Annotated in this window: 12 protein-coding genes and 1 pseudogene; 2 read left to right on the top strand and 11 right to left on the bottom strand. The window is 51.9% G+C overall.

The window, feature by feature from the left end; translation table 11 throughout:
• Positions 1–270 precede the first annotated feature (270 nt).
• Positions 271–1,395: a nitric oxide synthase oxygenase gene (locus tag NK662_RS13125; protein WP_438503618.1), complete on the bottom strand. Its 1,125-nt coding sequence runs from the start codon at positions 1,393–1,395 to the stop codon at positions 271–273.
• A gap of 104 nt (positions 1,396–1,499) precedes the next feature.
• On the opposite strand from NK662_RS13125, the gene ytvI reads away from it, so the two are divergent.
• Together ytvI and NK662_RS13115 are read left to right on the top strand one after the other, a co-directional pair.
• Positions 1,500–2,531: a sporulation integral membrane protein YtvI gene (ytvI, locus tag NK662_RS13120; protein WP_254759392.1), complete on the top strand. Its 1,032-nt coding sequence runs from the start codon at positions 1,500–1,502 to the stop codon at positions 2,529–2,531.
• 119 nt (positions 2,532–2,650) lie between these two features.
• Entirely contained in the window at positions 2,651–3,289 is a 639-nt protein-coding gene (locus tag NK662_RS13115) for a LysE family translocator (RefSeq protein ID WP_254759391.1), read from the top strand.
• Between the two features lie 42 nt (positions 3,290–3,331).
• On the opposite strand, the gene NK662_RS13110 is transcribed toward NK662_RS13115, so the two are convergent.
• The 10 genes and pseudogenes from NK662_RS13110 to NK662_RS13070 all read right to left on the bottom strand — a co-directional run bounded on the left by NK662_RS13110 (position 3,332) and on the right by NK662_RS13070 (position 12,384).
• Positions 3,332–4,018 (bottom strand): PspA/IM30 family protein, encoded by a 687-nt coding sequence (locus NK662_RS13110; protein WP_254759390.1) that lies wholly within the window; start codon positions 4,016–4,018, stop codon positions 3,332–3,334.
• Positions 4,019–4,840, bottom strand: coding sequence for a hypothetical protein (locus NK662_RS13105; RefSeq protein ID WP_254759389.1), 822 nt, complete (start codon positions 4,838–4,840; stop codon positions 4,019–4,021).
• Between the two features lie 152 nt (positions 4,841–4,992).
• Positions 4,993–5,820 carry an MBL fold metallo-hydrolase gene (locus tag NK662_RS13100; protein ID WP_254759388.1) on the bottom strand — a complete coding sequence of 276 codons (828 nt, stop codon included), beginning with the start codon at positions 5,818–5,820 and terminating at the stop codon, positions 4,993–4,995.
• A gap of 112 nt (positions 5,821–5,932) precedes the next feature.
• The gene (gene nadE, locus NK662_RS13095; protein ID WP_254759387.1) at positions 5,933–6,757 is read right to left on the bottom strand and encodes an NAD(+) synthase; all 825 of its coding nucleotides are present in this window, start codon (positions 6,755–6,757) and stop codon (positions 5,933–5,935) included.
• Between the two features lie 73 nt (positions 6,758–6,830).
• Positions 6,831–7,112 (bottom strand): annotated as a pseudogene (locus NK662_RS24340) (MOSC domain-containing protein); the annotation flags it as partial.
• A 53-nt stretch (positions 7,113–7,165) separates the two neighbouring features.
• Positions 7,166–8,860 carry a methyl-accepting chemotaxis protein gene (locus tag NK662_RS13090; protein ID WP_254759386.1) on the bottom strand — a complete coding sequence of 565 codons (1,695 nt, stop codon included), beginning with the start codon at positions 8,858–8,860 and terminating at the stop codon, positions 7,166–7,168.
• A gap of 35 nt (positions 8,861–8,895) precedes the next feature.
• Positions 8,896–9,285, bottom strand: coding sequence for an STAS domain-containing protein (locus tag NK662_RS13085; protein WP_254759385.1), 390 nt, complete (start codon positions 9,283–9,285; stop codon positions 8,896–8,898).
• A 2-nt stretch (positions 9,286–9,287) separates the two neighbouring features.
• Positions 9,288–9,707: an ATP-binding protein gene (locus NK662_RS13080; protein WP_254759384.1), complete on the bottom strand. Its 420-nt coding sequence runs from the start codon at positions 9,705–9,707 to the stop codon at positions 9,288–9,290.
• Positions 9,694–11,364 carry a SpoIIE family protein phosphatase gene (locus NK662_RS13075; protein WP_254759383.1) on the bottom strand — a complete coding sequence of 557 codons (1,671 nt, stop codon included), beginning with the start codon at positions 11,362–11,364 and terminating at the stop codon, positions 9,694–9,696. The genes NK662_RS13080 and NK662_RS13075 overlap by 14 nt, the downstream gene beginning before the upstream one ends.
• A gap of 192 nt (positions 11,365–11,556) precedes the next feature.
• Positions 11,557–12,384 carry a carbohydrate ABC transporter permease gene (locus tag NK662_RS13070; protein WP_254759382.1) on the bottom strand — a complete coding sequence of 276 codons (828 nt, stop codon included), beginning with the start codon at positions 12,382–12,384 and terminating at the stop codon, positions 11,557–11,559.
• Positions 12,385–12,388: the final 4 nt, after the last annotated feature.

Below are 12,388 nucleotides of genomic sequence, written 5' to 3'. Positions count from 1 at the left end.
CACCTCTTTCGCAGCTCTCACTCCAGCGGCTTGCCGCAGTGAGGGCATAGATTTTTTTGATATTCCCTGGCAATGCGCCTATTGCAATGGCGGCATGCCTTCAACAGAGCTGCCGGCCGATTGTCCATGTCATTGGAAAAACCGTAGCTGTCGTTCAAAAACTTTAAGGCAAAGCGTATAAGCAATCCAAGAATCAGACCGGATACAAGAATGGGGATGAGCAATGACGGTAACCCTCTTTCCTATTTCATCTCCCAACAGTTTACCATATCAATACGGCCGATCCTGATACAAATAGTTTGGCGCAACATACTTGTTCTCATAATTTTTATGGAACATGTGCGTGGCTGCCGGCGACATCGGCGGAATGAGCCAAGACCATTCCCCCGTCACAGGGCGTTCTGCGGCTGCTTCCTGCTCCTCAAACAGCTTAAATTGCTGGGCTGCTGTATGATGGTCCACGATGCTGGCACCCGCCTCTTTGAAGGAATACAACACAGCCGCATTCAGCTCCACCAAGGCCCGGTCCTTCCATAGAGAGGAGTTCCGCTTTGTATCCAGCCCCATGAACTCCGCGATTTTCGGCAGCAGGTTGTACCGCTCCGGGTCTGCCAGGTTGCGGGCGCCGATTTCCGTGCCCATGTACCAGCCGTTAAAGGGGGCCGCTGTGTATATGAGTCCGCCAATTTCGAGCTTCATATCCGCAATCATCGGCACAGCATACCAGCGGAGCCCCAAATCCTGAAACCAATCCAAATCCGGATGGATGAGCGGCACCTCCAGCACAAGCTCCCTGGGCACCTCAAACCATTTGGGCGGCCGGCCGTCCATGCCGATGACAAGCGGCAGAATATCAAATGATGTCCCTTCTCCCTGCCATCCCAGCCCCTGGCAAACCTTTGTGAAAGGAACAGAGGCCGGATCGCCCAGAATGCCATGCTCGGTTTCGTAGCCGGCGTAGCGGATGAGCTGATGGTTCCAAAGGCGAATCTCCTTCTCCTCTCTTTCGGCACGGAAAACAGTGATGGCCGGCCTGATTTTCCCATCGTTTGTCGCGTATCGAATATGGCGGAGGAGCGCCGCATATACTTCCTCCTCTGTTTGGCATTGCCGCTCATCCCAGACCGTCAGCATATTCCAAAAGAGCCGGCCGATGCAGCGGTTGCTGTTGCGCCAGGCCATTTTGGCCCCATGCGCCAGCTCCTCAAAGGTATGCTCGTAGGTTCCGGTTTCCTCAATCATCTTTTGAATTTCCCGCATTCTGCTGTCAATCTCCTGCGGCCTCCCCAACTCCTGATAGCAGGTGTGAATAAAGGCTGCTGCTTCTTGCAATAAATTTTCTTGAGTTAACACAGGTTCCTCCTTGTTTTTGCCCATGATGTACGATACCTTCATTATAAGAGACTTGACTTCGAATAGAAAAGAAAGCGTATTTGACAAAATGGTGTCAGAGCATTCGGCACACATTTTACCGCGACTGAGGGAGGGGGACATCCGACATGTGGAAGAAATGGCTGTTGGTTGCCTTGCTTGTGCTGATTGGCATCTTGCTGATTCCATATAGTTTACCAATTATTTTTGCCGGCTTGACTGCTCTGCTGCTGGATGGCGCCGTTTCCGCCATACAAAGATATTGGAAATGGCGGCGGCTGTATGCCGTGCTTGTCATTTTCCTTCTATACATAGCTTCCTTGGCAGCTGCTGCTTCGTTTTTAATTAACACCATTTTTAAACAGATGGTCATTCTCGCACAAAAAACGCCGGCATTTGCCCAGGAGTTCTATCACTCTACCCTGATTCCCCTCATTGATGAAGGGAAGCGGTATGCAGAGACGCTCCCGGGAGAAGTGCTGCTTTCAGCAGAACGGGCGCTGGAGCGCAGCATCAATTCCTTGGACAGCTTAGCCCAAGGCTTAATCCAAAAGGTGTTTGGCGTGGTCACAGTCGTGCCGGGCTTCATGCTGGAATTCCTGATTTATATGGTGGCTCTGTTTCTGATCAGCCTGGAGCTTCCGCGTCTGAAGGAAAAAGCCCAGTCGTACTTGACTCCGTCCACAAGCCGCAAGGTGCAGCTGGTCACCTCACAGCTGACCAGTGCCGGCGTTGGCTTTCTGAAGGCGCAGGTGATCCTGAGCGCCCTGACATTTCTGATGGCTGCTGCAGGGTTGTGGTTCCTCGGCGTTCCTTATATTGCCCTATTATCCCTGTTGATTGTGCTTGTGGACATTTTACCGATTCTCGGCACTGGCTCCGTCCTTGTTCCATGGGCCATCGTGGCGCTGCTCCGTGATAATCAGACGCTGGGCATCGGCCTGCTGGTGATGTTCGTTGTGATTACAGTCGTGCGCCGGACGGTTGAACCGAAAATCTACTCCCAGCATATGGGGATTTCACCGTTGGCCGCTCTTGTCAGCCTGTATATCGGTTTTAAGCTCCTTGGCTTTGTCGGCTTGTTTGCCGGCCCGGCTCTTGTCATTCTCTATGAAACGCTGAAAAATGCCGATGTCATCCATATCCGTTTCAAGCTATAAGACAGCCTGCTGCCCGCAGGCTTCTTTTTATTGGAAAAACCTGCATAAAAAAGCATGAATGCATGAAACTAGTATGGTCATATAGTACAAGGAAGACAAGTCATTTGGAGGTACCTGTCATGGAAGGAGCTCTTACATTTTTGCAATTTATCGTTCTGGGGCTGAGCCTGGCTGCCCCCATCGGCCCCATGAATGTGGAAGTGATGAAACGCGGTTTGACAGAAGGATTTCTTTCCTCCTGGCTCGTCGGGCTGGGCGGATTAACAGGTGATATTTTGCTGCTGCTGGCCATCTACTTCGGCTTTGCCGGCTTTATGCAGCTGACCATCGTGCAAATTGTCATGTACGCGGCCGGCTCTCTCATGCTCGGGTACTTGGCCTATGACAGCATGAAGGGCGCCTTCAGCAGCCGGCTTGCTTTGCTTTCCGGAGGGAACAGCGGCCATTCGCGCAGTTCCTTTGTGACAGGGCTGATTATTGCTGTGGCAAACCCGCTCAGTTTGCTGTTCTGGTTTGGCATATACGGCAGCTCGCTGCAGACGCTGGCCGCCAGCTCCTGGATGTTTTCACTCGTTTGCAGTTTCGCCGTCATTCTCGGGCTGTTCCTATGGAACTTAAATATTGTGCTGACTGTCCATTTTTCCAAGCGGCTGATGAACGAGAAATTCATCCGCGGCATTACCTTTGCCGCCGGTATGTGCCTCTTTGGGTTCAGCATTCATTTCGCTGTTCAGCTGTACAGGCTTGTAGTGAATTAATGCAGCAAAAGCCCCTGCCACAGCAGGGGCCTTTCTGTATTCTTATGCGGTTGGCTGCGGTTCTTTTTCCGGCTGCGCCTGTGGTTCCAGCTGCTTCTTCAGCAGCTGCAGCTCACGCTGTACAGCGCTCTCCAGTTCCACATTCACAACAGGGGCCTGCCCCCGGAAATAAGCCTGGGCTGCCGCTTGCGCCTCCAATTTCTGCACATATTCTTCCGCGCGGGCAAATTCTTTTGTAAAGCCGGTTGCCTGGAAGGATTGGAGGACAGCTTGTGTCTGCTGCGCCAGCTTGGCAGCATGTGCTCTGGATTCCAGCACGAGCTTCTTATGCCGCAGCTCTGTATACTTGTCGCGCAGCTGGTCAATTTGCTCGTACAGGGCAGCTGTTTGCTGCTTTACTGCTGCGTGCTGCTCCTTGTATGCGTCCAGCTTTGCTTCCCGCAGCAGCTTTTCCTGCAGCGCCAGTCTTGCGATATCATCTTCACCGCGTGACACCGCCAGCTCAGCTTGGCGCGTCCGCTTGGCCACTGCCGCTTCCGTCTCCTGCACAAGCTGCTCATGGCGCTTCTCCAAATACAGCTGCTGTGCCAAAGCATGCTTCGCCTTATCCAGCTCGCCTTCCATATCCCGCACATACTGATTCAGCAAGCCCAATGGCTGCTCCATTTTATCCAACGTCTCATGTACATCCGCCAAAAGGATTGTCTTGATACGCTTGAACACTCCCATTTATTTCTCCTCCTTCCGAATGTTTCGCTCCCATTCGTCCAGCTTGGCTGCATTGCTTGTTTCCGCATACATCTCCTGCAGAGCAGGTGCTTCCACCCAATCCTGAGAAGGCGCTTTTCTTCTTGTATACAGCCAATACCCGACAGCCGCAATCATGATCACAGGCACTACTGCTGCGGAAAGCAGCATGCCAAGGCCAATTGCCATCAGCGCCCATCCTGTCCATTTCTTCCAAGCTGTTTCACCTGCTCCGCGGCGCAGGAACCAGCCAAGAATGAGAGCTCCTGCTGCCAGCAGGTATTGTGCGAAGCCGCCGTGCTTGCCATGACCCATCTTGCCGCCATGGAAGCCATCCCGCTGAAAGCCATCTTTTCCTTGCTTCATCATGCCAGCCCGGCGCGACCCGCGTTCATGCTTGCCGAACTGCTGGTTCAGCGCCTGTTGGCCGCCTTGTTGATTTGCGGCAAAGGTCTGCTGGTTTTGCGGATTCTGAACAGCAGCCTGTTGATTGCTTTGCTGTTGCGTATTCTGTCCTCCGAAAACCTGTTGCGTGTTGCTTTGCTTGCCAGTGCCATTTTGTTGATTGCTGTGCTGCCCAAAGGCTGCTTGTGCCGTATTCTTGCCTTGCTGCCAAGCGGATTGCAGTGCCTGCTTTGCATCATACTGGCCAAAGAAGTTCTGTACCTGCTGCACCTGGGGATAGCCGCCCAGATGAAGTGCCCGTGCGCCACCGAAAAGAATGATTGCCAGCACCGGCAGCAGGAGCAGCAGCTTCCAGCCTTTGCGCCGCTTCTTTTCCTTCTTGTCCTTTTTCTCCTTCATCATGTCTCCTCCTCTGCTATTTACTTTTTACTCGCTGTGTTTCTCACGTACTCCTTACAGTACTCATTATGTAAAACGTTCCTTAAGTTTTGCTTAAAGAAAAAAGGATGTCCCAAAAGTTTAAAAACTTTTCGGGAACATCCTTTTTTGTTCTATTCGTTAACATACCGGCCTTGTTCCGGCACAGCGATGGTATCAAAATCACGCACCAGCCTCGCCAAGCTTTCTGTTAACTCTTCACCGGACATCGGGAATCCGTGCCCGGTGATGGCCGCGGCCGGCTTCAGTGCCGCCAGCTTCTCCACAGAGGTGCGGGCAGCATCCCAATCCGGGGTGAAATACTTAGGCGGACCGCTGATTTCCTGCTTTTGTGTGACAACCTTATACAGCGACTCCTGCTTTACAGTAACAAACGCATCACCGGCAATCAGCAGCTTGTCCGCGTCCCGGAATAGGGAGACGTGCCCAGGGCTATGGCCCGGAGTATGAATCCAGCGCCAGCCCGGCATATCCGGCACACTTCCGTCTGCCGGGAGCGGCCGTACGTTCTCTCCCAGCTGAATCGGATCACGCGGGAAGGCCGGGGACAGTTGCGCCACCATGCCGCCCACCTCCGGCGAAGCCGGCGGATAGGACTGCTGTCCGGTCAAATACGGCAGCTCCAGCTCATGGGCGTAGACAGGCACACCATACGCCGCCACAGTCTCCTCGACCGCGCCCACATGGTCAAAGTGGCCGTGGGTGAGAATGACCGCCTTCGGTCTGCTCCCGTCACCAAACCTGCTTTTCGCTTCTTCCATGATTTTCTCAAATGACTTCGGCATACCGGTGTCAATGATCACATACTCGCTTGCTTCAGCCGGACTTCCATAGAAGCAAAGATTCACGATCTGCGTACAGAGATATGATACATCCGGGGCCAGCTCCTGTGACACGCCGCTGGCAATGGACGTCATCGGCATCAGCTTATCCTCTTCCATCTTTCTTCCTCCTCGTCATACTGCTCCTGCATATTGTGGCTGTTGTCCCAGGTGAATATGTGTGCCCCGCTGCATAAGAAAAAGACTTGGCGCTTTGCACCAAGTCCCTGTCTTATTCCTTCCACCATGCATCGAACATAGTGGCCGGCAGCTGCCGCTTATGCTCCGACATGAGGTACCGCTTTTCAACCTTTGCTGCCACTTCCTCGGAGACAGCCTTGCCTTCGAGATAGTCATCAAGTTCATCGTACGTGATGCCAAGCTCTGTCTCATCTGCCTGCAGCGGCTTATTGTCCAGCAGGTCGGCTGTCGGTGCCTTCAGGTACAGCTGCTCCGGACAGTTCAGCTCCTTCAGCAGGCTTTTTCCCTGGCGCTTCGTCAAGCCAGTCAAGGGCAGCAGGTCCGCCCCGCCGTCTCCATACTTTGTAAAGAACCCTGTTACTGCTTCAGCTGCATGGTCCGTACCAATCACGAGCAGGCCTTCCTGGCCGCCGACAGCATACTGGGCAATCATGCGGGCTCTTGCTTTGACGTTTCCTTTATTGAAGTCGCTCAGCTGCCCGCCGGCCGCTTCTTGGTATTGTAAAGAGAATGCGTCCACCGCTCCTGCAATATCGAAATGGATGAGGCGGTCCGGCTGCACAAATTCGACGACAGCCTTCTCATCCTCAGCGTCCTTTTGTACACCGTACGGCAAACGCACCGCCACAAAATTGGCTTCATAGCCTTCCCCGCGCAGCTCCGTAACTGCCATTTGGGCCAGCTTGCTCGCCAGCGTAGAGTCCTGGCCCAGGCTGACGCCGAGCACAAGCCCCTTTGCCTTCGCTTTTTGCACATATTCCTTGAGAAAATCCACCCGCTTGCGGATTTCCTGCTTCGGATCGATTTGCGGCTGCACATGCAGTTCCTTCATGATTCGCTGTTGTAATGATGTCATGCTCCTTTGCTCCTTTACTTATGATGTTGTATGTACTGCTCCATTTTCTCCTGCTTTGTTCTTCTTGTCTACCACGAAGCAAGCAAAACAGCCTTGTTCCGGAATTCGGGTCCACCATGACAATCAGACAGCGCCCACAATAGCGTTTCAGCTCCAGCACCGCCTCTTTGCCAAGCTGTATGCGCATGCCAAAGCTGTTATCTTCTACGAAAGGCACTTTGTTTCGCAGCGCCAGCAGAAGGTTGGGCCGAAAGCGCTGATCGTCCACAGCCCCTCCCCATATTCTTTCCAATTCCGCCAGCGAAGCATCCGTGACAAGCTGTCTTAGCGCAAACCCCTGTGGCCCCTCATACAGAAAGAGATAGCCCGGAACGCAGCAGCATTCCAGGCTATCTCTTTCTTGTTCACTTAAATTTTAAATCGGCGTACACGCTCCTGAAGGCGCTCAGCCATATGAGAAAGCTGGACAGAGTTTTCCGTGATGCCTTGAATCGTTGCAGACTGCTCCTCGGCAGAAGCCGCCACTTCTTCTGCCACCGCTGCAGCTTCTTCTATTACAGAAGCAATCTCTTCCACTGACTGGCGCACTGCGGTGGAAGTCTGGCTGGTTTGCAGCAGGATTTGCTCCACCTCGCGTGTTTCTCCCTCGGTGCGCTCCACCACGGCCACAATTTCCTCCAGTGCCTGCCCGCCTCTCTCCAGCACGCCCACCTGTAAATTAACCGCTTCAGAGTTGCTTTCCATCGTCCGTACTGTCACTGATGTTTCTGCCTGGATATCGCTGATCAGCCCCGTAATCAGGTCTGCCGCTTCCTTCGATTGCTCGGCCAGCTTGCGTACCTCTTCTGCAACAATGGCAAAGCCACGGCCGTTCTCCCCGGCCCGGGCTGCTTCAATGGCCGCATTCAGAGCCAGCAGGTTTGTCTGGTTGGAGATGCCTGTAATTGTCGTAATGATGCCGCCAATTTCCTCTGAACGTCTCCCCAGCTTTTGTATGGCATCTGTTGCAAAATCCACTGTTCTCGTTACATTTCCAAGATTGCGGATGGCTTCCTGAATGGCAACGCTGCCTTCACGGGCCATTCTGCTCGACACGGCAGCATTTTGCTTCGTCAATTCTGCTTTTTCCAGGCCGACTGTCAGTTGGTCCAGCGAGCTGTTCACCATATCCAAAATGGAGGAGGAATGGCTGGACTGCTTCTCTGCTCCCTCAGATACAGTTACGACAGCGGATGCCACTTGCTGGGCTGCCAGCTCCGTTTCCTGCATGGAGAGAGAAATATGGCCAGTCACTCCGCTTAGCTGTACGGCACTTTGATTTACCTCTGCAATCAGCGTATGCAGACTCTGCTTCATTTCATTGAAGGCACGGGCAAGCACACCCAGCTCGTCTGTATTTGCCAGTCTTACCTCGTCAGCTGTCAAATCCCCGGCTGCCACTGCTTGTGCACTGCTTGTCAATGCCCGAAGCGGTCTGACAATCATGCGGGAAATAATAAGAGCGACAACAACCGCCAAGGCCAAAGCTGCCATTGTAACAAGCAGAATTTCTGTTACAGCTGTCCGGATCATGGTTTCATTCTTCTGCATGGCTTCCTTCATCACATCGTATTGCTTCTTATCTGTCTGTTCAGCCAACGTCCGCATGTCAATTCCAAAAGGGATGACTTGCTCATTGGCATTCTTGACTGCTTCGGGCAGGTTTGTCCCGGCAATCAAGACAGCTTCCTCTGCCTCTTTGGCAAATTGTTCATTATATTTCTTCAGTTGCTCCAAACTGCTGCGCACCTCGGCCACATGGACCTTTGGGAGCGTTTCATCGATCAGCCGGGCAACCTCTTTATTACTGTTGCGGACCTTGTCCGCGTTCTCTTTGAACTTAACAGGATCCAGCAAATATCCGCGCAGAAAACTCACCTGCTGAGCAGCATTATATTGAATGTCCTTTAAGTTCATCAGGATGACATTCACACGATTAATCATGTCTCCATAGGAGCTCTCAAGCTTTTGTATATAAGCATAGGAAACCCCGCCTGTTACACCTACTAAAAGCGCCAAGGCCAAAAATCCGGATAGTAGCTTTGTCCGAATGGAAAACCGCATGTTCTTCTCCTCTCTCCAAAAGCAGCTGTATGTGATCAGTATTCTTCCAGCTGCAGCTTTGTCTGTTTCTTCTCCTGCAATGCCTTTACTGCACCCTCAAGCGTATGTTCAACCGGGAACAGCAGGTGCAGCTTGGAAATGGAAAAGAGCTCGCGGATCAGCGCGTCCTTGACGATCACCGCAATATTTTTGCTGCCTGCCTTTTTGGCAAAATTGATAATGACGCCAAACCCAACGCTGTCAATGGACTGCAGCCAGGACAGGTCTAAGATATACTCCTTGTCCGGCTGGGCGATGTCCGCCAACTGCTCCTTCACCTCGTTTGTTTTGCCGTATACAAGTGCTCCGTTCAGTGAAACCTTCACATAATCGTAGTGGGATTCCACCTTCAATTCCGCTTCTTTTCCGTACATCTCCTTGTTCATATCTAGTTCCCCCGCTTTCTGATAATTAAAGTTGTCATGTCGCCTTCCACCTGGTAAAACACCTCATCTGCCAGGTGTTTGATAAGAAGCAGCCCGCGGCCGCTTTCCTCCAGCAGGGCATCACCCAAGCCTCCTGTCTCCAGCTTCTGCAAAGACTGGGCCGAAATGCCGCCCGCTGAGTCCGAGATTTGAATTTCTGCCAACCCGCCGTTTGCGGCAATCCGTATAGAAATAGGGTGCGCCAGCGTTTGACCGTAGGCCACCTTAGTGGCTTCGACCGCGTTGATGAGACCCTCATGAACGGCAAACAAAAGGCGGTCTGTATGCGAAAAGCTGACTTCCTCCAGTATTCTCCGGCACAGCCCTTCCATGAAATCAATGGTATGGACCGTAGGCGGGCCATTCCATTCAATCCACTCCATCTTCTTTCCTCCATTCCGCCTTCCGTAAGCCCGTGCCGGAGAGAACAGCCGTGATGATGCAAATATCATCATAGGCATGCTGCTTGATCCGCTTTTGCGCCACAAGCTCCTCCTGCTCTTCCGGGCTCCTGCTGACCCAATCCAGGACATCCTCTTTATTCAGCTTGGCTCCGGCCTCCGGGCTGATGAGCTCCAGCAATCCATCCGTATATAACAGCAGCTTTGCTTCACCGCTGTAGGAAATAGTCCCCTTTTCCGCCGGCAAGTCAGGCATAATACCAAGCGGCATGCAGCCCTTCGTCATAGGTACCAGTTCCCCTGTCTCACGCAGAAGATAGCCGGCCGGATGTCCGGCATTCACATATTCAATTCTTTGCTGCTTCGTGTCTACAAGCACATATATACCTGTTGCATAAGACATGAAATGCGCATCTTCGCTTGGATACAGCACGTTGAGCTGACGGTTCAATTCTTCCATGACCTGTATCGGTTCCGCCAAGCGCTTGACCATGCCCCGCAGCAGGGAACGGATGGACATACTGATAAGAGCAGCGGGCACTCCGTGACCCATGACGTCGAGCACCATAATGCCGTACCTGTGCTCATCGATTCTGCACCAGAAATACATATCGCCGGACAGCTGCTCCGAAGCCATGTACAGTGCCTCCACCTGAACCTTCTCATTTCTGATTGGATCAGAGAGGACAACCTGCTGTACACGTCTGGCCAAATCCAGCTCCTCCTGCTTGATCTGCTCAATGCGCCTGCGTTCAGAAATATCCGTAAGGGTACCGGCAATCCCAATCATTTCACCCTTGGCATTGCGGAACCGCTGAGAGCTCACCTTCACCCAAATGGTATCCCCATTCTTATGCAAGCCCTTTATCTCCTTGTGGTACATATCAATTTCCCCCTGCAGCACACTTCGAAAATCAAGCGTTACTTCCTCGTGGTAATCCGGATGTACAAATGCCACGAAGGATTTCTCCAGCGACTCCTCAGGAAGAAAGCCGGTAAGTGCTGTCCAGGACGGATTCAGAAAGGTCCAGTTCCCCTCCTGATCAATCTGAAAAATAACCTCCTGCACATGCTGAATCACATGCTCATACTTTGCTGTCAGCTCATACAATTCGTCCTTTGTCACCCGCTGCAGCTCCATATTGGCCCTGAGGTCCAGCTCGCTTTCGACCCAGCCGCCGAAGCTGCTTAGCATCTCTTGCTCCTGCCGGGTAAACGTCCTCGGCTTTGTATCCATAATACAGAGGGTTCCGATCACCGCATTTTGCAAACGCAACGGAACCCCGGCATAAAACTGAACCCCCAGCGCGCTGATTACACTTTTGTACTCTTCACCCATTTGCTGCTGCGGCTGCAGCATTACCTGTGCGGCCTCGGCAGCATATACAAACTTGCAGGGAGCAAAGTCAAGCGCTACTTCCCGTATCTCTTTGGGCACGCCGGCAGAGGCTTGTATACATTGCTTTTGTCCCTGCCGAAAAGAAATCAGGCATAACGGCACCTGGAAGGCCCGGCTCACCGTATCCGCAATTTGCTCCAGCGAGGAGAATGAAAAATCCTCAACAAGCTTGGCGACAAACTTCTCCTGCTGTTTTCTTTCCTCCATTGCGGCAATAATTTGAGCTGCATTTCTGCGCATGGCTACCTCCGAATATGTGGCACTTTCGTACCTATCATTGTTGTACAGAAAGCAATAATAACTATATTATAATTTAATATGTTAATATAAGAATAGTAATTGTACTGGAATCAGGTGCAGATGTTTCCACAAATGAATGTATATCCCTTAACTGCCCTGCAAATAAAAAAAAGACGACATCATGTCGTCTTTCTACTCCTTCACAGAACCGGATGTCAAACCGGATACAATGCGTCTTTGGAACAGCAGTACCATTACAACAAGCGGTACGGTTACAATTACAGTTGCTGCGGAAATCTCGCCCCAAGGAATTGTATACTGACCTTGGAACATCCCAATTCCGACTGGGACTGTCTTATATTTGTCTTCTGTATTCAAAACAAGCGCGAAGAAGAATTCGTTCCACGCCGCAATGAATGTCAGAATTGCCGTTGTAAACAAGCCTGGCAATGCCAACGGCAGAATCACTTTGAAGTATGTCTGCAGCGCAGTCGCACCGTCCATCTTCGCCGCCTCCTCCAAGTCCAGCGGGATTTTGCGGAAGAAGGTAACAAGCAGCCAGATGGAGGACGGCAAAGCAAATGTTGTATACGGAATGATCAAGCCAAGGTAGCTGTTTGTCAAACCGATATTTTTCAAAAAGATATAAATTGGCGAAATCGTCGCGACCTGCGGGAACATGGATACCGCCAGCACAATGCCGAGAATGACAGATTTGCCGCGGAAATCCAAGCGCGCGATCGCATAAGCGGCAAAGGCTGCCACAAACACGGAATACACGGTCGTAATGAATGCAACAACTGTACTATTCCACAAATAGCGGCCAAACGGATAATTCGTAAAGACTGATACGTAGCTCGCCGTTGTTGGGTTTTTCGCAAACCAATTGAACGCCGTCTCCCCAAACAGCTCTGTCGCCGGCTTGACAGATGCCAGCAAAATCCAGAGGAACGGGAACATGACAAGAAATACAAAGGCTAACAGAAAAATATAAAATAAAGGACCTGCCTTCTTTTGCACGGTG

This window comes from Ectobacillus ponti (assembly GCF_024294785.1).
Lineage (GTDB): Bacteria > Bacillota > Bacilli > Bacillales > Bacillaceae_G > Ectobacillus > Ectobacillus ponti.
Note: the sequence above shows the minus strand (reverse complement) of the source record. Positions and strands in the feature narration are given on the sequence as shown.